Source organism: Paraburkholderia sp. USG1 (assembly GCF_031570135.1).
GTDB lineage: Bacteria > Pseudomonadota > Gammaproteobacteria > Burkholderiales > Burkholderiaceae > Paraburkholderia > Paraburkholderia dioscoreae.
On sequence record NZ_JAMWXW010000031.1, the window covers coordinates 64,604 to 83,564 of the forward strand.

Annotated in this window: 21 protein-coding genes; 8 read left to right on the forward strand and 13 right to left on the reverse strand. The window is 63.8% G+C overall.

What is annotated here, in order from left to right:
* Nucleotides 1-27: 27 nt before the first annotated feature.
* The 4 genes from NE850_RS31305 to NE850_RS31320 form a co-directional block, all read right to left on the reverse strand.
* Entirely contained in the window at nucleotides 28-774 is a 747-nt protein-coding gene (locus NE850_RS31305; protein WP_007177506.1) for a FadR/GntR family transcriptional regulator, read from the reverse strand.
* Between the two features lie 190 nt (nucleotides 775-964).
* A complete protein-coding gene (locus NE850_RS31310; RefSeq protein ID WP_165188527.1) occupies nucleotides 965-2,737 on the reverse strand; it encodes a S10 family peptidase in 1,773 nt (590 codons plus the stop codon).
* A 190-nt stretch (nucleotides 2,738-2,927) separates the two neighbouring features.
* Nucleotides 2,928-4,106 carry an aminotransferase class I/II-fold pyridoxal phosphate-dependent enzyme gene (locus tag NE850_RS31315; RefSeq protein ID WP_310699828.1) on the reverse strand — a complete coding sequence of 393 codons (1,179 nt, stop codon included), beginning with the start codon at nucleotides 4,104-4,106 and terminating at the stop codon, nucleotides 2,928-2,930.
* 135 nt (nucleotides 4,107-4,241) lie between these two features.
* Nucleotides 4,242-5,735 (reverse strand): RNA polymerase factor sigma-54, encoded by a 1,494-nt coding sequence (locus tag NE850_RS31320; RefSeq protein ID WP_007177509.1) that lies wholly within the window; start codon nucleotides 5,733-5,735, stop codon nucleotides 4,242-4,244.
* Between the two features lie 500 nt (nucleotides 5,736-6,235).
* Here NE850_RS31320 and NE850_RS31325 point away from each other — a divergent pair, with 500 nt between their 5' ends.
* The gene (locus tag NE850_RS31325) at nucleotides 6,236-6,574 is read left to right on the forward strand and encodes a BON domain-containing protein (RefSeq protein WP_007177510.1); all 339 of its coding nucleotides are present in this window, start codon (nucleotides 6,236-6,238) and stop codon (nucleotides 6,572-6,574) included.
* A gap of 209 nt (nucleotides 6,575-6,783) precedes the next feature.
* Here the strand turns inward: NE850_RS31325 and NE850_RS31330 are convergent, their stop codons facing one another.
* Nucleotides 6,784-7,236, reverse strand: coding sequence for a PA2169 family four-helix-bundle protein (locus NE850_RS31330; RefSeq protein ID WP_007177511.1), 453 nt, complete (start codon nucleotides 7,234-7,236; stop codon nucleotides 6,784-6,786).
* A gap of 363 nt (nucleotides 7,237-7,599) precedes the next feature.
* On the opposite strand from NE850_RS31330, the gene NE850_RS31335 reads away from it, so the two are divergent.
* Entirely contained in the window at nucleotides 7,600-7,839 is a 240-nt protein-coding gene (locus NE850_RS31335; RefSeq protein ID WP_165188529.1) for a hypothetical protein, read from the forward strand.
* 154 nt (nucleotides 7,840-7,993) lie between these two features.
* On the opposite strand, the gene NE850_RS31340 is transcribed toward NE850_RS31335, so the two are convergent.
* The 5 genes from NE850_RS31340 to NE850_RS31360 all read right to left on the reverse strand — a co-directional run bounded on the left by NE850_RS31340 (nucleotide 7,994) and on the right by NE850_RS31360 (nucleotide 10,745).
* Entirely contained in the window at nucleotides 7,994-8,575 is a 582-nt protein-coding gene (locus NE850_RS31340) for a glycine zipper domain-containing protein (RefSeq protein ID WP_007177514.1), read from the reverse strand.
* A gap of 94 nt (nucleotides 8,576-8,669) precedes the next feature.
* Nucleotides 8,670-9,014, reverse strand: a complete 345-nt coding sequence (locus tag NE850_RS31345; protein ID WP_007177515.1) for a DUF1488 domain-containing protein — start codon at nucleotides 9,012-9,014, stop codon at nucleotides 8,670-8,672.
* A complete protein-coding gene (locus NE850_RS31350; protein ID WP_007177516.1) occupies nucleotides 9,011-9,574 on the reverse strand; it encodes a DUF4142 domain-containing protein in 564 nt (187 codons plus the stop codon). The genes NE850_RS31345 and NE850_RS31350 overlap by 4 nt, the downstream gene beginning before the upstream one ends.
* Before the next feature lie 95 nt (nucleotides 9,575-9,669).
* Nucleotides 9,670-10,221: a type 1 glutamine amidotransferase domain-containing protein gene (locus NE850_RS31355; protein ID WP_007177517.1), complete on the reverse strand. Its 552-nt coding sequence runs from the start codon at nucleotides 10,219-10,221 to the stop codon at nucleotides 9,670-9,672.
* 182 nt (nucleotides 10,222-10,403) lie between these two features.
* Nucleotides 10,404-10,745 carry a hypothetical protein gene (locus tag NE850_RS31360; protein ID WP_007177518.1) on the reverse strand — a complete coding sequence of 114 codons (342 nt, stop codon included), beginning with the start codon at nucleotides 10,743-10,745 and terminating at the stop codon, nucleotides 10,404-10,406.
* A 213-nt stretch (nucleotides 10,746-10,958) separates the two neighbouring features.
* On the opposite strand from NE850_RS31360, the gene NE850_RS31365 reads away from it, so the two are divergent.
* Nucleotides 10,959-12,221, forward strand: coding sequence for a DNA topoisomerase IB (locus NE850_RS31365; RefSeq protein ID WP_310699829.1), 1,263 nt, complete (start codon nucleotides 10,959-10,961; stop codon nucleotides 12,219-12,221).
* 182 nt (nucleotides 12,222-12,403) lie between these two features.
* Here NE850_RS31365 and NE850_RS31370 read toward each other — a convergent pair whose 3' ends face one another.
* Entirely contained in the window at nucleotides 12,404-12,691 is a 288-nt protein-coding gene (locus NE850_RS31370; protein ID WP_007177520.1) for a hypothetical protein, read from the reverse strand.
* A 318-nt stretch (nucleotides 12,692-13,009) separates the two neighbouring features.
* Here NE850_RS31370 and NE850_RS31375 point away from each other — a divergent pair, with 318 nt between their 5' ends.
* From NE850_RS31375 to NE850_RS31390, 4 genes are all read left to right on the forward strand, one after another.
* Nucleotides 13,010-13,537, forward strand: a complete 528-nt coding sequence (locus tag NE850_RS31375; RefSeq protein ID WP_007177521.1) for a PRC-barrel domain-containing protein — start codon at nucleotides 13,010-13,012, stop codon at nucleotides 13,535-13,537.
* Nucleotides 13,538-13,711: 174 nt separating this feature from the next.
* Complete coding sequence (locus tag NE850_RS31380; protein ID WP_007177522.1) at nucleotides 13,712-14,101, forward strand: DUF3175 domain-containing protein; 390 nt, start codon at nucleotides 13,712-13,714, stop codon at nucleotides 14,099-14,101.
* A gap of 87 nt (nucleotides 14,102-14,188) precedes the next feature.
* A complete protein-coding gene (locus tag NE850_RS31385; protein WP_310699830.1) occupies nucleotides 14,189-15,508 on the forward strand; it encodes a cation:proton antiporter in 1,320 nt (439 codons plus the stop codon).
* A 132-nt stretch (nucleotides 15,509-15,640) separates the two neighbouring features.
* On the forward strand, nucleotides 15,641-16,210 hold the full coding sequence (locus tag NE850_RS31390; protein ID WP_007177524.1) for an aromatic acid exporter family protein: 570 nt from the start codon (nucleotides 15,641-15,643) through the stop codon (nucleotides 16,208-16,210).
* Here NE850_RS31390 and NE850_RS31395 read toward each other — a convergent pair whose 3' ends face one another.
* Nucleotides 16,211-17,161, reverse strand: a complete 951-nt coding sequence (locus tag NE850_RS31395; protein WP_165188531.1) for an AraC family transcriptional regulator — start codon at nucleotides 17,159-17,161, stop codon at nucleotides 16,211-16,213. It lies immediately after the preceding gene.
* Nucleotides 17,162-17,277: 116 nt separating this feature from the next.
* On the opposite strand from NE850_RS31395, the gene NE850_RS31400 reads away from it, so the two are divergent.
* Entirely contained in the window at nucleotides 17,278-17,646 is a 369-nt protein-coding gene (locus NE850_RS31400) for a carboxymuconolactone decarboxylase family protein (RefSeq protein ID WP_007177526.1), read from the forward strand.
* A gap of 134 nt (nucleotides 17,647-17,780) precedes the next feature.
* Here the strand turns inward: NE850_RS31400 and NE850_RS31405 are convergent, their stop codons facing one another.
* Nucleotides 17,781-18,830, reverse strand: coding sequence for an aldo/keto reductase (locus tag NE850_RS31405; RefSeq protein WP_007177527.1), 1,050 nt, complete (start codon nucleotides 18,828-18,830; stop codon nucleotides 17,781-17,783).
* Nucleotides 18,831-18,961: the final 131 nt, after the last annotated feature.

The window sequence follows — 18,961 nt, forward strand, 5'->3', positions numbered from 1 at the left end:
TTGCGGCAAGGTGTCAATCGCGGGTATTTACGAAACCGTACTCGACGAAGGCCTGGCCGCGTCTTCCTTGTACATCTCGCGCACATAGGTCAAATGCCGCTCGGCGGCCTTGCGTGCCTTTTGCGCGTCGCGCGACATCACGGCGTCGTAAATGGCCTGGTGCTGGCCCATCAACTGCTTTTCCATCGCGTCGTCGTAATCGATCAAACGATGGTACTGGCGCATACCCTCGCGAATCAGCGTATGGATGCCGTGCATCACATGCGCGAGCGCAATGTTGTGCGTGGAGTCCGCGATCGCGAGGTGGAACGCGGCGTCCAGTTCGGCGAGGTTCACACGGTCCTGCGACTGCGAGCCGGCTTTCAATGCCTCGAACGCCGCGCTGATCTTCTTCAGGTCTGCGGCCGTGGCGCGCTGCGCGGCATAGACCGTCGAAATCGATTCGAGCCCCTGGCGCAGTTCCAGAATATCGGCACTGGTGCGCGGGTTTTGCAGCAGCAACTCCGCAAGCGGCTTGGAGATGATCGGCGCCGTGACATCGACCACCGTAAAACCGCCCCGCCCCGAGGTTTCAATATAGCCGTCCGCTTCCAGCCTGATCAGCGCTTCGCGCAGCGAAGGCCGCGACACGCCGAGCTGCGTGGCCAGATCGCGTTCGGCCGGCAGCCGGTCGCCGGGCATCAGCGTGCCGTCCGAAATCAGTTGCTTGATCTGGTCGGACACCACGTCGGACAGCCGTTTGCGCGTGAAGGACTGGATCGGGTGAAATGGCATGGGCAGCGGTGAAAAAAAGCCGGTTGATAAAGCGGATTTTCAGGTAGCGGAGAGGCGCCTGAGCGCGGTTCGACGCGACTCTGAAGCACCGCGCGACGTCGAACGAATTATACCGTTCAACGGCTCAAGCCCGACCCGGTTGCAAGACGCGGCACCCGCTTTCGGACCGCCCGGCGCGCTCTTCTGAACCCTAGCGCGCCCCTGCCGCATAGAAACTCGCCAGATCGCTCCTGAGCGTGTGCAATGCCGCGTCGTCGAGATAGATCATGTGACCGGTCGGGTAGTAGGCGATTCGCACGTTGGCGCGCAGCGGCCCGTCCACGCCCAGGTGGGCGAGCGCGTACTCGGTTGCGTAGAACGGCGTGGCCAGATCGAAATAGCCGTTCAACGACATCACGCGCAACTGCGGATTCTGCCTCATTGCTTCGGCCAGATCGCCCACCGCATACGGCACGGGCAGACGTTCGCCCCACCATGCGCGATGCTTCCAGTCCCATTGCGTCAACGCTTCGTCGTTGAAGACGCGGTAACGGTCGGCCGGCGTAAAGTGCAGATCCTGAGCGAAATGCTGATGTAGGGCCGCGTCGAAAGCGCTCGACACGCTGCTCACCGAGGCGTCGTAATCAGGACGCTCGGACACGCTGTCAAAGTCGATCCCTTCGAAGCGCGCATCGTAACGGCCGACGCTGCGCGCCTGATCGCGCAGCAATTCGCTGCGATAACGCGACGGATAAAGACGCAGGCGGCTGCGCTTCACATAGCCGACGTCGAGCCCGGTGAAGTGCGCGACGCGCGCGGCGATCGCGTCGCGCTCGGCGTCGGGCAGCGCGTCGCCCTGGGCGAGCGCCTGCGCATACGGTCCGCGCGCGAATGCACGGGCGTCGTCGAGAAAGGCCGGCAGGCTGGCCGGCTTCGGCACGATCTTGTCGTGATACCAGGCAATGGCCGCGAAGCTCGGCAGATAGCTTTCGCTTTTGAAATCCGAGCCCGCCGAAAACGCGGCGGAATCGAGCACCGACGACATCAGGATTACACCATTGAGCGCGATATTGTCCTGCCCCAACTGGTACGCGAGCATCGCGGCACGCGCGGTCCCATACGATTCGCCGAGCAGATACTTCGGCGAATTCCAGCGCTGGTTCACTGTCAGGTAGCGGTCGATAAACTGCGAGAAAGCATCGAGATCCTGATCGACGCCCCAGAACTCCTTGCCCGTGCCATGGCCGACCACCCTCGACAAACCCGCGCCGACCGCATCGATAAATACGAGGTCGGTGGTATCGAGCAGGCTGTCGGGATTGTCGGCGAGCGTGTACGGCGCGGGCGGCGTAATGGCGGGACTCGCCGTGCGCGCCCGCTTCGGCCCGAACGAGCCGATCATCAGGAATACGCTGCCGGCGCCCGGCCCGCCGTTGAAGAGAAACGTGACCGGCCGCGTTGCCGGCGTTTTGCTGGCGACGGTGTAGGCGACATAGAAAACGCTCGCGTTGGCCTCACCTGTCCTGTCGCGCAGCAGCAGGTTGCCGGCGGTGGCCGTGTAGTCGATCTTGCGGCTGTCGAGCCGGATGGAATGCTGCGTCACCGACGACGTTTCCGGCGGCACAGGAATAGCCGCCGTTTCCGGTCTCGCGTTGCGCTGCGCCGTGCTGCCCGACGCGTCGTTCGGCGCCGCGGCAGCCTGGCGCGGCGCACGAGCCGTGGCCGCGTGCGGATCTTCGCCGGGTTGGGCATTCGCCTCCGCGCGCTGACGGGGCTTGCCGCTCACAACGCGCGGTGCGTCCGGCGCTGAAGCCGCGGTTTCCGCGCTCGCGGCGGCATCCGACGAGTCGTCCGGTTCAGCAGCCGCGCAAGTCGTGCTGAACGCGGCGAGCAAGGCAAGGACGAGCGCCATCGCCACGAGGGCGGCCGCCATCGATCCTGCCATCAGCGATCGGCGCAACGAGAGGGTGAAGCGAAGGGTCATGGAGTTCCCGACAGTGAGTGTCGATATGCGCCGGTGTCCGGAATGGCCACGCTTAAAGACGGGGCCGGCGCTCGATTTTTGACGCAAGCTTTGGTTGCGTCAATCGAAAACTGGTGAGGACACGCATTCCTCCCACCATGCGCCGCATCGTTGCGCGAATCGCAAAGCAAACGAAACGCTAAAGTAAGGCTCAGCGAGCCGGCAATGCGCGGACAAATGCGGCAATCCGCTCGCACGCGTCGATCAGACGCGCTTCGTCGACCACGAAACCCAGCCGCACGAAACCATTCGCCGTCTCGCCGAAGGCGCTCGCGTCGAGCAGCGACACGCCCTGCGCGCGAAACAGCTGCCAGGTGAAGTCGACCGTGTCGAGACCCGTGCCGCTCACGTCGACCATCATGAACATGCCGGCCTCTGGTAACACGCACCGCAGCCCCGGCACGCGCTGCAAACGCTCGAACACCACGTCGCGCCGACGGCGGTAAATCTCACGCATTTCGGCGGCGATCCGCGCCTTGTTCTGCAAAGTGGTCAATGCGGCCTGCTGGATGAATCCGGGCAAGCCGTACAGCATCGCAAGGGCGAGCCTTCCCATGTGCTCGATCAGCTCCGCCGGCCCGATCGCCCAACCCACGCGCCAACCGGCCATAGCATGCGATTTCGACAGACTGCCGAGCGTCACGGTGCGCTCCGCCATGCCGGGCAACGCTGCAATGCTCACGTGCTCGCGCTCGAAAGTCAGATCGGCGTAGACCTCGTCGGAGAGCACCCACAGGTCATGCTCGCACGCGATCCGCGCGATCCGTTCCAGATCGGCGCGCGGCATGACCACGCCGGTCGGATTACACGGCGTAGCGAAGAAAATGGCCTTTGTGCGCGAAGTGACCGCCGCTTCCAGCGCGTCGCAATCGACGTGAAACGCCCGCGCCCGATCGACCGGCACCGCCACGAGCCTGGCGCCGGCCGCGCGCACGCAGGCCTCATAAGTCAGGTACATGGGCTCGGGGACGATCACCTCGTCGCCCGCTTCCAGCAGACATAGCGACGAAGCGAATACGCCGTTCTGCGCGCCCGCGGTCAGGATCACATTGGCGGCGCTGACGGCACAGCCGGTCATGCGCGCATGCTCTTCGGCAATCGCCGCGCGCACCGGTTCCCGGCCGGACACGGCGCTATAGTGCGTATCGCCGCCGCGCAAGGCCTCGACCGCGCGCTCGACGATCGGCGCGGGCGTCGCGAAATCGGGATCGCCGACGCTCAGCACGATAACGTCTTCACCGTTGGCCGCCGCCTGTTGCGCGACACGATGGATTTCCCACGCGGACGTGCGCCTGCCCTGCAGGCGTTCGACCAGATTCGAGTACTTCATTGAACCACCCCGTTACTCATGGACTCGCCAATGTAATGGGGCACGCTCGAAACGTCCAGATACGAAAAAGCGCCACGCGAGCGGACAGTCTCGCGTGGCGCTTCAACGCAGCCTGGCTCCGGCGGGCTGCGTCGTTCAGATCTGGCGGCGCAATTCCGCCGGCGGCACCTTCATCAGATGCCGGTACTTCGCCACCGTACGACGCGCCACCAGCACGCCCTGATCCGCGAGCATCTTCGCGAGCGTCACGTCCGAGAGCGGATCACGCGTGTTTTCCGCGGCGATCATTTCCTTGAGCAGCGCGCGCACCGCAGCGGCCGAACAGGTGCCGCCGCTTTCAGTGCCGAGCTCGCGCGGGAAGAAGTGCTTGAATTCGAAAATACCCCGCGGCGTGGCCATATATTTGTTGCCCGTGGCTCGCGAGATAGTGGATTCGTGCAGGCCGAGTTCGTCGGCGACATCGCGCAGCACCATCGGCTTGAGCGCGATTTCGCCGTACTGGAAGAAGGCTTTCTGATGCGCGACGATGCACTCGGCCACGCGCTGGATGGTATCGAAGCGTTGTTGCGCGTTGCGGATCAGCCAGCGCGCTTCCTGCAACTGCTGCGCGAGCGGCGAGCGGCTCGCACCGGCCGACTGCGCGAACAGCTCCGCATACATGCGATGAATTCGCGCGCGCGGCTGCACCGCCGGGTTGATCGCCACGACCCACTTGTTACGCACCTGCCGCACGATCACGTCCGGCACCACGTAGTTGTCTTCGGTGCGGCCATAGCAGTTGCCCGGCTTCGGATCGAGCTTGCGCACGAGAGCGCAGGCAACCCGCAGTTCTTCCGCGCTGCAGCCAATCTGCTTCTGCAGTTCGGCCTGTTCGCGGCGTGCGAGCCGTTCCAGATGATGTTCGACGATCTGCCGCGCCACGTCGCGCCCCGGCGTGTCGGCCGGCAACGCGTTGACCTGCAGCGACAGGCACTCGGACAGCGTGCGGGCGCCCAGACCCGGTCGATCGAGCGACTGCACGAGACGCAATGCCACCAGCAACTCGTCTTCGGTCAATTCGGGTTCGAGATCGACACTGTCCGCGAGATCGGCGAGATCCTGGCGCAGATAGCCGTCGTCGTCGAGCGCCTCGATGATGAAGCGCGCCACCGCGCGGTCCCGGTCGTCGAGTCGATAGAGGCGCAGCGAGTCGTGCAGCTGCTCGCGCAATGTCGGCTGGGAACGGGCCCACTCGGCGGGATCGCTACTGTCCGAGTCGCCGTTCTGGCGCGTCGAACTGCGGCTGCTATAGTCGCCCGAGAAATCGCCCGGCATGTCGTCCTGCCCCGCGCTTTCCAGCGTGTCGTTCGCGCCCGACTCAGACGGCATGTCGGACGACATCGCATCGGGTTCGGCTGCGGCCGCCGTGTCGGTGGCGGGCAGCGCGCCCGCCTCTTCGCCGGACGCGGTGGTGGCGAGCGCGACGTCTTCCGTATCCGACGAGTCGTACTCGAGGAACGGATTAGTGTCAAGCGCCGTGCGCAACTCCTGCTGGAACTCCAGAGACGACAACTGCAACAGACGCACCGATTGCTGTAGACGCGGCGTAAGTGCGAGAGACTGCCTTGTGCGTAGTTCAATGGAAGGCATTGTAGTGAGGTCCCTTTAATAGCCGAAAATGGTGAGTGATCTGCTTACAGCAACTGCCGTACCAGGTCGCGCAACTTCCTGTTTTTTCAATGTTTTGCATTTTCAGGCCCATCACTTGCGCACGCCGCCGGGCGCCATTTTTACAAGTGCCCGGCAAATTCCGGTCCCCGCGCGCGCAAGCGGTCACACTCCTCCCCGGCTCGGCGCCGCCTCTCATTCTTCAGCCTAAAGCCACGTGCCGTAACGGCTTTCCCGCCAGCGCCTCATTCGCCCGAGCTATCGGGCACACCGCTTGCGTCCTGGCACTATGTGGACGGACGCCGGTCTTTGCACGCGCAACGTGGCAGCGAAATCGCGTGCACAGGCTGTCGCCCAGTGTCGATAACGGGCCCTGACGGAACCGTAGCGGCAACGACCCCACGCGTGTCATCGGCGGCCTCGACCGCGATCGACCGCAGGCAACAAGACCGCAATTTTCATCAACACCCGAAGGAGAAACCATGAAGACGATCCAATTCCTGAAGACCGCAGGTAGCATTGCCTGTCTCGCATTCGCACTGAACGCTACGGCGCAGACCAGCGCCTCGGCGCCGTCGGCTTCGTCCGAAACCATCGGCGAGCACGTCGACGACGGCACCATCACCACCAAGGCCAAGGCCGACCTGCTGGCCGCGAAGAACGTCAAGTCGACGCACATTCACGTGAAGACGCGCAAGGGCGTGGTGTGGCTCACGGGTACGGTGCCTTCGGCTGACGACAAGTCGGCGGCTGAAGAAGTCGTGCAAGCCGTGAAGGGCGTATCGAGCGTGAAGAACCATCTGAAGGTCAGCGCCCAATAAGCGTGTGATCCGACCGGGAAGCGCTGGCTGCGGCTAGTGCTTTCCGGCGCTGATGCTCCGGGAAATGTGAAAGCCGTTCGCGAATGCGACGGCTTTTTTGTACGCGAGCTTGCCGACCTGAATCTGGCTTGCGCAAGCACGCCAGCGGGCCGTCAACACGCAAAAAAACCGGCCCCCTCCAACGGAGAGCGCCGGTCACTCACCCGAATTTAATGCCGCGCAGCCGCGTATTGGTCGCGCAGATCACGCACGCGGTCATGGTTCTGCAGCACGCCTTGATACTGCCGCTCGACGATCACTCGCACGTCCGCCGGCAACTCCTTTTCCAACGCGTCGTGGTAGCGCTTCTTCGCGACGTCCTCGCCCTTTTCACACTCGGCCAGAATCTCGTGATCGCTGCGATCGGTCACCGCCGACTTCACGTCGACCCAGCCGCGATGCAACGCACCGCTCATGCTGCCGCCCGTTTCGGGTTTGCCGCCGAGGGCCGCAACCGCATCCTGCAACTCGCGTGCGCCACGCGCGCAGTCTTCGGCTCGCGATAGAAACAGCGTCTTCAGTTGTGCGTCGTGGGCATCTTCAGCCGCTTTGCGAAAGCCCTTCTCGCCGTCCTTCGACGTCTCGACCAGATCGTTCAACACGGAAACAACGTTCGTAGCCATTCAATACCTCCAGGGGTTTCGTCAATCATGGAGTCCGCAGCCGGATGCGTCGCGGCTTTGCCGGCGCTCCAACCCACTGCGGGCCTCCCCATCGATCCGCATGATGCGTGCCCGGCGTACATCGCCACGGACGTATCACGGGCTGCCTGCCGCCGGACTTTCGATCTTGCCAACGCGCGTAGATTTTTCCCGTCGCGATCTCACGCGACATGCGCTGAAGGCCGCCCCGCGCGGCTGCGCTGAATGGCACGGCGGTTGCTTAATATGCTCGCCCCACAGCACGCCGTGCAACAACGACACGCTGCAAGACGTGCCGATGAATTGAAAACAATGGGCAGGCGACAACGACAGGGAGCATTCACCATGAAAATCAGGAGCACAGAATTTCTGGCCGCCGTCGCGATCCTCACCTCGGCAACAGTGATGCAGATTCGCGAGCATAGGCCGGCGCGCGAAGCGCCATCCGCGAGCGCGCAAGCCGCGTCGCCGTCGTGCGGCATGACACGCGGCGGACTGGTGCCGGCCGCGTGCGAGCCGACTCGCGACGAACGTCAGGACCCCGCGATGCTGCGGCAACGTAGCACGCCACAGATCTGGGTTTGAGCATCCCGCTCCTGTGGGGATTGGCCGCCTGCGCGGTCACGATAGACTGAGCGCCGGGTGTCAATAAAAACGGCCCGACGGTACGTCGGGCCGCTGCCTGCTCGCCACCGCCTCGAACTTCGACTCGAGTGGTTATGCGCAAAAGCCCGTGCCGTCACGCGCGATTCTCGCTGAACTCGTTGAGCGGCACCGGTTCTTTCAAAGGGTCGAAGTCAGCCCAGCGTCCCTGCTGCCAGCGGCCGCTCGCCCGCTCGATCGCCACGCCGCCTGCTTCGCGCAAAACGCGCGCGGCGTCGAACTGATTGTCCGGGGAGACGTGCACGGCGACCAGCACGCCGGAATCACGCGTTTCCTCGTGAAACGGTGTTCGGTGCCCCGCCTTGCCGCCCTCGCGCGTGTGCGACATTGCGCCGACCAGCGAGCCGACATAAGCGCCGACGCCCGCTGCGATCAATGACACGATAACCGGCGCCGAGAACGCGGCGAAAATCGCGACGCCCACCACGGCACCGGCAACCGCGCCGATTGTGACGCCCATGCCGGCACCTTTGGGCGCATCCTTTGCGCCAGCGTCCGTACTGGTATCGCCGCCAATCGGAAAACGCGCGTGCTGCCCGCGCGGATTGACGAAAAACAGCGTCACGTCTTCTTCGACGAACCCTGCATTGAAGAGCTTTTGCGCCGCATCTTCAGCGGCGGGAAAAGTCGTAAAACGTGCTGCGACGATGAGTGACATGAGACCTCCTTGCATCGTTGAACGGCGATTGCGAACCGTGCCACCGCATGTCGCCGTGCCATTCGGCGCGTTCGGGCGGCGGCGCGCTGCGGCATTACGCTGCCGTGCCGCGATCCGGTTCCATGCCTTCCACTCGGAACAGTCCGCTATGCAACACTACGCCTTCTCCGTTGTTCTGGTCGAGCGCTTCCGCGCAGACGGATCGGATGCGATGACGGCCTTTCTCGAAGGCCGACATGAGCGTTGCTTCGAGTGCGGAATCGGCGCCGAAATGGTCTTCGAGCGCTTCGGCGGTAATCGAGCACACCACCGCTTCGCCGTCCACCCGCGCCATGAAGCACACGGTCAGATTCGCTCCGTCGAAGGCCGGCTTGTCGTCGGAAAAAGTGATCTGCATAAGGGAATCCTCATAGGCCGGGCGCGGCAGGATCGCGTTCATGACGAACCCTTCATGGCGCCGGCCAGTTGCTGCGCCATCGCCAGATGATGTTTGATGATCGGCAACGCGTGCGTTGCCGCGGCCTTGAGTTGCGCGTCGGTGCCGCTCGTGCTCTCCTGCTGGAACAGGTCCACCGCGCGCTGATGCGCTTCCACGCCGACCTGCTCCACGTAGGCCTGATCGAATTCCTTGCCCTTGAGCGTTTGCAGCTTGCCGACCAGCGCGGAATCCGCCGACGGCGTCGCGGTAAAGCCCTTCTTCGACACAAGTGCGGCCATGCCGCGAGAGAGTCTGGTGTGATCGGTAATCATCTGCTGCGCGAATTTCTTCACGTGCGGATCGCTTGAATTCTTCAGCGCAACCTTGCTGGCCGCGATCTCGGTCGCGTCGGATTTCGAGGCGTCCTGCACGAATTGCTGGTCCGCGGGCGAGAGCTTCGTGCCGTTGACAGGCGCCTCGCTGGCGGGCGCGTCGCTGGCTTGCGCAAACACCGGGCCGAGGGACGCCGCGCTCAAACTCAGCGCGACCGCCATCGCTTGTAGGGGATACCGGAATTTCATGCATTTTCTCCCTGTTCGACGGATACAGCGAAACTGAACCGACGGGACGAGGCGCGGCATTCATTCAATCTTCGCCCCTCGTTCGCCATGCCGGTTTATGCCGCGTTGCGTGTGGACAATTGCGCAATCAGCGCCTTGTTAAAGGCAGGCAGATCGTCGGGCTTGCGGCTGCTGATCAGATTGCCGTCTTCGACTACTTCCTTGTCCACCCACGTGCCGCCCGCGTTGCGAATATCGTCCTGCAGGCTCGGCCAGCTCGTGACCGTGCGGCCCTTGACGATTCCCGCGGACACCAGCAGCCACGTGCCATGACAGATCACCGCGATCGGCTTCTTTGCGCTGTCGGCGGCCTTGACGAAGGCTTGTGCCTGCGGCAGCAAACGGATGGCGTCGCCGTTCACCACGCCACCCGGCAGCACCACGGCGTCGTAATCGTTTGCGCTTGCCTTGTCGAAAGTCAGATCGACTTCGACGGCGTCACCTTTGTCCACGTGCTTGAAACCCTGGATCGTGCCGGGCCTGGCTGAAATGATCTGTACCGTCGCGCCTGCTTCAGTGAGCGCGCGTTTCGGCTCGACCAGTTCGGCCTGCTCGAAACCGTCCAGCGCGAGTATTGCCACCTTGTGACCATTCAATGTGCTTGCCATGCGTACTCTCCTTCATGTAAGTGCTGGGGGCCCCGCATATTGCGCGGATTGATCCCGCCGTTAATCGTCGTTAACGCTCAGTCAGCAAAAGATGTGCCCATGTGGCACGCTCGCCGCAACGTCCGGTCTGCGACGTTTCGTCAGTCCGGTTCGGTCCGTCACCGCGTACCGGCCGCCACCCGTTAAAGCCCTTGCGGATCGTCATCAAGGCCGTCGTCGTCGTTGACCAGCGGGTCCATAACGTGGTCAGGCTCGATATCGCTGTCCGGTACGAGCGTCGAATCGCCGTCCGCGGCCGCACGCTCGCCCGTGCCGGCGCGATCCGTGTCGCTGCCGAGTTCGGAGTCGCCGGTTTCGAGCGCGTGGTTGTCCAGTTCCGAATCCACGTCGAATTCGTGGCGCTTCGCACCGGCCACATCGCTGCCGCTGTCGGACGAATCGCTTGGCCCGAGTGCACCCGTCGTGCCGGAGGTTTGCTTGACGACCTGTTGCGGCTCGTCGTCGGGATTAAGAGTGCTGCTCATGACGCTCTCCTTGGTTCGTTCGTTTCATCGATTACCCGTAACGAGTGTTCGCAAGGACTGTTCCGCTGGTCCGCAAGACAGCGCACCAAGCAGTCCGCAACGCAGCGGCGGCGCAGCACGCGAGAGTCCGCGCCCGGTGCCAGGCACTGCCTTTGCTTGACGCCAGCCATCGGCGCAAAGCGCGCCTCATGCTTGAAACTTCTACCTGCGACGATGGCTGCCACAACGACTCCGACTCAACGCCGCCCCGAACGTACGGACGACGACCGCGCGAAACCCGCCGCCCCTGCCGTCATGCCGCCGGGCTTGCGCCACGCCGACGACACGAAGCCCGGCTTCACGCGCAAGCGTGAAAACGGCGAATTCGTCTATTTCGACGTCGAGGGCAAACGCATCGACGACGAAGACGAAATCAAACGCATCAACGCGCTCGCCATCCCGCCCGCCTATGAAAACGTGTGGATCTGCCCGGACGCGCGGGGCCACATCCAGGCAACAGGCCGCGACGCGCGCGGCCGCAAGCAATACCGCTATCACCCGCGCTGGCGCGAGACACGCGACGCCGACAAATACGAGCGCATGGCCGAATTCGGCCGCGCATTGCCGAAGATCCGCGCGCGTGTCGCGCGCGATCTGAATCTGCCGGGCATGCAACGCGACAAGGTCATCGCCGCGATCGTGCAGTTGCTCGACACGACGTTGATCCGGATCGGCAGCGTCGAATACGCGCGCGATAATCAGTCGTACGGATTGACTACGCTGCGCAAGAAGCACGTGAAGATCGAAGCGGGCCAGTTGCGTTTCAGGTTTCGCGGCAAAAGCGGCATCGAACACGACGTGACGGTGAACAATCCGCGCATCAGGCGCATTGTGCGGCGTTGCGCCGAACTGCCGGGCCACGACCTGTTCCAGTATCTCGACGAAGACGGCACGCGCCGCACCGTCGGTTCCGCCGATATCAACGACTATCTGCGCCGTGCGAGCGGCGCGGATTTCACCGCCAAGGATTATCGAACGTGGGCCGGCAGCGTCTATGCATTGGCCGCACTGCGACGGCTGATTTGCAGCAGCGCGGCGGAAGCGCGCCGGCACATCGTCGCGACGGTCAAGGACGTGGCCGTGCTATTGCGCAATACACCGGCGGTGTGCAAGCGCTGCTACATTCACCCGGCGGTGATCAGCGCGTTCGAAGCGGACGAATTGCAGCGTCTGGCGCCGGGCCAGTCGCGTCGTGGACTGCGAGTGGACGAGATGGCGTTTGCCGCGTTGCTTGCGCACGCCGGGAAACGCGCGGGAAGGCTCGCGCGACAGGCAGGCGCGAAAGGCCGCAAGGCGCGTGAGTCGGCGGTGACGGAAAGCATCGATACGTCGGTCACGAGTTTGCTGAAAAAATCGCGGAGGGTGCGCAAAGCAGCGGCTGCGAAGACCGGTTCGAAGGCCGGCGCGCAAACCGCCCGCGCTGCAGCGCATGCCTAGCTTTGCTGTGGCTTAAGTCGCTTCAATCGCAGTTCAGGAATCCTGACTCGCCACACTCATATCTCCCGAGACGGACCGTGAAGTGAATCGGCTCCCGCAGATTCCGCTTAGCAGGGCAGTTGGCTGGAAGAAAGCAGACCGTCCTTCAATCTAAAGACGGCCCGCCCCTGGATAATTCGCTCTCACTGCCCTTTCGTGTCACTGCTCGCATCAGCGCCGGGCATATTGGTCGAATCAGTCTTCGGCTTCTTCGCCTTCGACATGTGATGCGACTTCGAGCCGCTCGAACTCATCGCGCCCGACGTGGGTTGTCCGTTCGTGGTCGGTGCCGCCGTCGCGGCGCCGTGCGCGTTGCCCGAGCCGCCGGAGCCACCGTTGCCGCCATTGCCGTTGCCACCGCCCGCCTGCGCGAACGCCGCGCCCGACACGACGACGAGTGCCGATACCAGCCATGCTTGTGAAGATTTCATCGAGTTCTCTCCCTGAGTAGATAGCAGCGTGGGTTGCATGCGCTGTTGCAGAAGCAACGAGCAAGGGCTATGCCTTAGGACGGAGGTCGCGCCAGCCGTCTTCATCCATCCGATCTGCGAGCGAAATAATTTCAAACACGCCAGCACGCTTTACGCGTGCAGTGCGGCCCACCGCAAGCATTCAGCGCGAACGCACACACGTGAACACACACACGTGAACACCCCTTGTCGCCGCTCCACCTCGTGCATGCCTCCCGGAACATGAAGGAACGCCGGTTGCTCAAGCTTCCACATACCCACCTGTAGAGGAGTCACATCATGCTCAACCAGACACAGACGCAAGCCGGCATGCGCCAGGGCGAAGGCGCCCGTATCGTCGGCAAAGGCAGCGCCACCGCCGATGGCCCCGGTCCCAACGTGATGGCCGCCGCCACGCTGGATGGCAACAAGGTGCTCAGCAGCGACGGCGAGGACATCGGCAAGATCAAGGACATCATGCTCGACGTCAGTTCGGGACGCGTCGCGTACGCCGTGCTCTCGAGCGGCGGCTTTCTCGGCATTGGCGACAAGCTGCTTGCCATTCCCTGGCACGCGTTGACGCTGGATACGGAGCAGAAGTGCTTCGTGCTGAACATGACCGCCGAACGCGTGAAGAACGCACCCGGCTTCGACAAGGATCATTGGCCGGCGATGGCGGATCAGACGTGGGCGACCTCCGTGCATCAGTACTACGGCAGCGAACCTTACTGGGGCCGCGACCCGTACGATCGACGCGACGACTACGGTGTCGGCGACATTCCGCCGGGATCGTCGGATGCACCCGAGGCTGGCGGATTGAAGTTGTAAAGGGCGCTCATGGCGAGCGCGTGCGGCAATGCGGTTGCCGCACCCGAGCCGATGCGCCGGCATGCCGCCATCGCGGCAGCCGGCGCATTTCTCTTTGAGCGGGAGTTGCAAGACGTTCCAAGACATCACAGCCGCGCAAGCGCGCGCGGCACATTCCGATAAGGAGCCGGCACCATGCCCACCCGAAAAAAGTCCACCACCCGATCGAAACGCCCTGTCGCGCGCGGCAAGTCCGGACGGCCGCCGCGCCAGCGGCACGCGCAGGCACAGGCCGCCCATCGCGCGAAGAGTCCGAAAAAGTGGTCGCATCACGTGATGGAAACCAGTGACGCGATGGATATCCAGCACGACATTTTCAAAACCGGCAGCGCCGAGTCGATCGCGCACTCACTCAAGCAGTCGTCCACCAAAAGCCGCCGCCGCAAGGGCACACCGTTCCAGTCGGCCATGTCGATGCTGAACTTCTATATCAATCGCGCGGGAAGGAACCTGCCGAAAGCGCGCCGTGATACCTTGCAAGAGGCCAAGCGCAAGCTGCGGGAAGCATTCGGACGCACGCCTTGAAAAGGGCGCGTCAGTGACCGACGCGTCCGCGCATTCTTCAACCGGCCACGCATGCGGCGCGCGCCCGCGAGCCCTTACCGGATGCTCATGCACGAAACTTTGTGGTTTCTCATCGTTGGCGGCGTGCTCGTTTTCATGGGCCTCGCGGCAACGACACTCCGGCGGCTGCCAGTCAGCGCCGCCATGTTCTACCTCGCGATCGGCTATGCCCTCGGGCCGCCCTGTATCGGCCTGTTGCGTCTCGACATGATCGCCGACGCGCACCTGCTGCGCATCATCACCGAAGTCGCGCTGCTCGTCTCGCTGTTTGCCATCGGCCTGCGCCTGCGGCTAGGCATGCTGGAGAAACTCTGGACCGTGCCGCTGCGGCTCGGCTTTCTTGCCATGCTGGCGACTATTCCACTGCTGACGCTCTTTGGCGTATATGTCCTGCATCTCGGCTGGGGGCCGGCATTGCTGCTGGCGGCGATTCTCGCGCCCACGGACCCGGTGCTCGCCCACGATGTGCAAGTGCACAACCCGGGCGATCACGATCTGCTGCGCTTCGCGCTCTCCGGCGAAGGCGGCCTGAACGACGGCATCGCACTGCCCTTCGCCATGCTGGGCCTGGCGTTGTGCGCCGCGCCCGCCGCCGAAGCCGGCGATCTGCTGAACCTGAAGCTCGCGGGCAGCATCGTATGGGGCGTGGCGGGCGCGCTCGCTATCGGCGGCGGGCTCGGCTGGGCCACGACGCACGCAGTGGCATGGCTGCGCACGCGCCATGCGCAGGCGCTCGGGCTCGAGGGTTTCTTCGCGCTCGGCCTGATCGAACTCTGTTTCGGCGCCGCACAACTCGCTCAGACCTACGGTTTTCTGGCCGTGTTCGCGGCCGGTGTCGCGATGCGCCGCGTCGAACACCGTGCGAGCGGCGGCATGTCGGCTCGCAAGGCAATCGGCACCGTCGACTCCGAAGACGTGGAAGCGACCGCGGCAAATCCGAGCAAGGCGCATGCGTTCATGACCGAGTCGGTCCTCGGCTTCACGATCGAGCTCGAACGCATCGCCGAGGTCGCCGTCATGGCGATGGTCGGCAACGTGCTCGCCACGATGCAGGCGCCGCTCTTCACCTGGCAGACCGTTGCGCTCACCGCCGCGCTGTTCGTCCTGGTGCGCCCCGTATCGGTGGAATTATCGCTGCTGGGCTCGAGCGCGACACCGACGCAACGGCGCCTCATGAGCTGGTTCGGAATACGTGGCATCGGTTCGTTTTATTACCTCGCATTCGCACTCGAAAACGGCAGCGAGGCCAACGTCGTCCCGCTCGTGCCGCTCGCGCTGGCGGTGATCGCGGCGTCAGTCGTCGTCCACGGTGTTTCGGCGACGCCGTTGATGAACTGGTATCACCGGCTACGCAGTCGTGAGGGTTAGTCATGAGCGTCAAACGCATGGATATGCAACGCTTTTTGATTCGCGCGGGCCGGCGAGCCTGCCTCTGCCCGGCGCAAATTGAAGTCGCTAGAATACGGAACCCTCTTGCAGCAACAAGGCTTCTCACATTCAATGACCTTACGCGACGATCCACAACGTACGGCGCGGGCAAGCGCCGCCAACACGCTGTTTGCCTTTCTCAAGTCGTTGCCGCCCGGCGAGCGGCTGATCGAAGGCGGCTTCATGGCCGTGCAAGCGGTGGCGGGCGCGAGCCTCGCCTTCGCCATCGGCCGCGCGCTGCATACCGAGCAGGCGTTCTGGGCCTGCATCACGGCGATCGCGGTCAGCCAGCATAGCTACATCGACACTCGCAACCTGTCGCGCGATCAATTCATCGGCGCGATGGTCGGCGGCTTGTGCGGGCTCGTCGGCACGACGCTCGGCGCCGGCTATTTCGCGGCCTATGCGGCCACAGTAGGGGTGGCGATCATCATGTGCTGGATCCTGAACGTCGGCAGTGCGGCGCGTCTGGGCGGCATTACCGCGACGATCATGCTGCTGGTGCCCGGCATGGGGCCGGCGTGGGACAAAGCCCTGATGCGCCTCGGCGAAGTGACGCTCGGCACGGTCTGCGCGTTGCTCGTTGCCTTTCTCATGTCGTGGATCGAGGAACGCTGGTTCGGCAAACCGCACAAAACCTAGCTAGCTTTGCGCCGCACCGTTCTCCTGCGGAAGACGCCGGTAACGTCCCGGTGTCACGCCCACGCTTTGCTGAAACGCCTTGCCGAAGGCCGCCTCCGATTGATAGCCCACCGCTTCGCCGATCTCGGCCGCGCTGCGCTGCGTGCGTCGCAGCAGATCGCACGCTATGGTCATACGGATCTGCGTGAGAAAGTCCATCACCGTCATGCCCGCGCGCTCGTTGAAATGGCGCGCGTAAGTCGCGCGCGACATGGCGGCGAGCTCGCCGAGTTCCGCAATGGACCACGCCCGCTCGGGAGCGCCCAGCATGCCTTGCACGGAAGCACCGAGGCGCGCGTCGGCAAGTAGCGCGAGCACGCCCGACGTCGACGCGTTCTGCTCGCCGTGCGCGCGCAATGCCATCGCAAAGAGCGCCTGACTCAATGCGGTGACGATCGCAAGAGCGCCCGCCTGGCGTCGTTCGGCCTCGGTCCGCATCAGCGCGATTACCGTTTGCAGCGAGCCCAGCGTTTGCATACCGCTCAGCGAAACATGAAACGGATCGGGCAACGCATTCAGCAGCAAGGCGGATGATCCCGGTGCATAGAGGAAACGGCCGCACAGAAGATCGACGTCGGCGGAGACGCGTGCGTCATCGTGACCGTCATTGCGCCGCAACGGCAGCATGCCGTCGTGGCCGAGCGTCAACGGCGCGGCGGCCGCCAACCGCTTCACGTCGCGCACGCGATGCGCCGCGCCGCGGGGAAACAGCATGAAATCGCCCGCGCTCAGGGCGTGCTGCGCGCCGTCGGCGGTTTCGACGATGCACGCGCCGTCCAGCACCAGGTGGAACGGCGCAATGCCGGCTTCCATCGGGTCATGATCGAGGTCGAAGGCGCCCGAAAGCAGGCAACGCAGGTCGAGACTGGCTTGAGGCCGGGCGAGGTCGATCAGTCGGCTGAGCGTATCCATGAGACGCACGCGCTAAAAGTTGAGCGAATCGAGTATTCAGGATATCGCGGCGCAGCGCAATACTTGTCTCACGACGCCGGCACCTGCCGGCGCGCAACAGACCAAGGAGCACTGCCATGTTGAACTGGATCGATTACCGCAAAGAACTGTTGGGCCGTATCGGCGAGATCGCCAAACTGTCGCCGGATACCGTCAGGGGCTATCAGGCGATATCGGGCGCCGGTCAAAAGAAGGATCTGCTCGGCGCCAAAACACGCGAACTGATTTCGCTCGCCGTGGCGGTCAGCCTGCGCTGTGACGGCTGTATCACCGTGCACACGGCCGAAGCGCTCAAGCATGGCGCAACGCGCGACGAAATCGCCGAAGCGCTGGGCGTAGCGGTCGCCATCAATGCAGGCGCCGCGATGGTGTATTCGGCTCGCACGATGGATGCCGCCGCCGCTTATGCGGCTGAAGCTGCGGACGCAGCCCAGGCCGCTGGCTGAGCACATTAACCAGGCGCGCTGACGGAGTACGCCGGCTGAGCAGACTGAATGAGCACAGCATTCACACGCTGTGCTCACTTCACGCTACACGCTGCGTCCACCCCACGCTCGGCTGCCTTCGCTTACGCCCGGCACTATGCCGGATGCCGCGTCTCCTCCAGCTGCTTGCGGCGCGGCTCGCCCTGACGATCCAGCATCCAGCCCGGGTATTCCGCCGGCAGCGTGCTGACCTGATCGAGCTTCGCGAGTTCGTCCGCAGTCAGCGAGACGCCGGTGGCCGCGATGTTGTCGTCGAGTTGCTCGACCTTCTTTGCGCCGACGATCACCGAGGTCACCACCCGCTGATGCAGCAGCCAGGCCAGCGCAATCTGCGCCACCGATACCTTCTTCGTCTCGGCAATATCGCGCATCACGTCGATGCAGTCGTAGGCGCGTTCACGGTTGACCGGCGGAAAATCGAAGGTCGTGCGGCGGCTGCCCGCTTCGCCCTGCTGCTCGCGTCCATATTTGCCGCTCAGCAGGCCGCCCGCGAGCGGACTCCATACCATCAGCCCGAGGCCCTCGCTGCGCAGCATCGGCGCAAGTTCACGTTCGAGGTCGCGGCCTGCCAGCGTGTAATACGCCTGCAGCGTTTCGAAGCGCGCGAGCCCCAGGCGCTCCGAGATGCCGAGCGCTTTCGCGATCTGCCACGCGGCCCAGTTCGACACGCCGACATAGCGCACATGGCCGTGCTGCACGAGCGTATCGAGCGCGCGCAGGGTTTCTTCGATCGGCGTGGCCGGATCGAAGCCGTGAATCTGATACAGGTCCACGTGATCGAGCTGCAGGCGCTTCAGACTCGCCTTCACGCCGTCGACGATGTGGTAGCGCGAGGCGCCGCGCGCGTTGGGAAACTCGCCCGTCTGGCCGAAGACTTTGGTGGCCACCACCACTTTGTCGCGCGGCACCTTGAGGTTTTTCAGCGCCTGGCCCGTGATCTGCTCTGACAGACCTTCCGCGTAAACATCGGCCGTGTCGATGAAATTAATGCCCGCGTCGAGCGCCCGGCCAACCAGCCGCTCCGCGTCGCCCTGCTGCAGATCGCCGATCTGCTTCCACATGCCCTCGCCACCGCCGAAGGTCATCGTGCCCAGACATAGTTCTGAAACAAACACACCGGTACGGCCCAACTGGTTGTATCGCATTGTCGAGACTCCATCATGGATTCGTGGATGGGTGAGGCGTAGAGAGTACTGCAATTAGAAAAATCCGGCAGAGCGCGAAATGCGCGTGCGCCTGCCGGCCAGCGGGCCGATGTATATTCCAAACTCCTTAC

What these genes read in the sequence shown, in the direction of transcription:
- NE850_RS31305 (WP_007177506.1), bottom strand. Translation starts at nt 774, where the DNA reads ATGCCATTTCACCCGATCCAGTCCTTCACGCGCAAACGGCTGTCCGAC.
- NE850_RS31310 (WP_165188527.1), bottom strand. Translation starts at nt 2,737, where the DNA reads ATGACCCTTCGCTTCACCCTCTCGTTGCGCCGATCGCTGATGGCAGGA.
- NE850_RS31315 (WP_310699828.1), bottom strand. Translation starts at nt 4,106, where the DNA reads ATGAAGTACTCGAATCTGGTCGAACGCCTGCAGGGCAGGCGCACGTCC.
- NE850_RS31320 (WP_007177509.1), bottom strand. Translation starts at nt 5,735, where the DNA reads ATGCCTTCCATTGAACTACGCACAAGGCAGTCTCTCGCACTTACGCCG.
- NE850_RS31325 (WP_007177510.1), top strand. Translation starts at nt 6,236, where the DNA reads ATGAAGACGATCCAATTCCTGAAGACCGCAGGTAGCATTGCCTGTCTC.
- NE850_RS31330 (WP_007177511.1), bottom strand. Translation starts at nt 7,236, where the DNA reads ATGGCTACGAACGTTGTTTCCGTGTTGAACGATCTGGTCGAGACGTCG.
- NE850_RS31335 (WP_165188529.1), top strand. Translation starts at nt 7,600, where the DNA reads ATGAAAATCAGGAGCACAGAATTTCTGGCCGCCGTCGCGATCCTCACC.
- NE850_RS31340 (WP_007177514.1), bottom strand. Translation starts at nt 8,575, where the DNA reads ATGTCACTCATCGTCGCAGCACGTTTTACGACTTTTCCCGCCGCTGAA.
- NE850_RS31345 (WP_007177515.1), bottom strand. Translation starts at nt 9,014, where the DNA reads ATGAACGCGATCCTGCCGCGCCCGGCCTATGAGGATTCCCTTATGCAG.
- NE850_RS31350 (WP_007177516.1), bottom strand. Translation starts at nt 9,574, where the DNA reads ATGAAATTCCGGTATCCCCTACAAGCGATGGCGGTCGCGCTGAGTTTG.
- NE850_RS31355 (WP_007177517.1), bottom strand. Translation starts at nt 10,221, where the DNA reads ATGGCAAGCACATTGAATGGTCACAAGGTGGCAATACTCGCGCTGGAC.
- NE850_RS31360 (WP_007177518.1), bottom strand. Translation starts at nt 10,745, where the DNA reads ATGAGCAGCACTCTTAATCCCGACGACGAGCCGCAACAGGTCGTCAAG.
- NE850_RS31365 (WP_310699829.1), top strand. Translation starts at nt 10,959, where the DNA reads ATGGCTGCCACAACGACTCCGACTCAACGCCGCCCCGAACGTACGGAC.
- NE850_RS31370 (WP_007177520.1), bottom strand. Translation starts at nt 12,691, where the DNA reads ATGAAATCTTCACAAGCATGGCTGGTATCGGCACTCGTCGTCGTGTCG.
- NE850_RS31375 (WP_007177521.1), top strand. Translation starts at nt 13,010, where the DNA reads ATGCTCAACCAGACACAGACGCAAGCCGGCATGCGCCAGGGCGAAGGC.
- NE850_RS31380 (WP_007177522.1), top strand. Translation starts at nt 13,712, where the DNA reads ATGCCCACCCGAAAAAAGTCCACCACCCGATCGAAACGCCCTGTCGCG.
- NE850_RS31385 (WP_310699830.1), top strand. Translation starts at nt 14,189, where the DNA reads ATGCACGAAACTTTGTGGTTTCTCATCGTTGGCGGCGTGCTCGTTTTC.
- NE850_RS31390 (WP_007177524.1), top strand. Translation starts at nt 15,641, where the DNA reads ATGACCTTACGCGACGATCCACAACGTACGGCGCGGGCAAGCGCCGCC.
- NE850_RS31395 (WP_165188531.1), bottom strand. Translation starts at nt 17,161, where the DNA reads ATGGATACGCTCAGCCGACTGATCGACCTCGCCCGGCCTCAAGCCAGT.
- NE850_RS31400 (WP_007177526.1), top strand. Translation starts at nt 17,278, where the DNA reads ATGTTGAACTGGATCGATTACCGCAAAGAACTGTTGGGCCGTATCGGC.
- NE850_RS31405 (WP_007177527.1), bottom strand. Translation starts at nt 18,830, where the DNA reads ATGCGATACAACCAGTTGGGCCGTACCGGTGTGTTTGTTTCAGAACTA.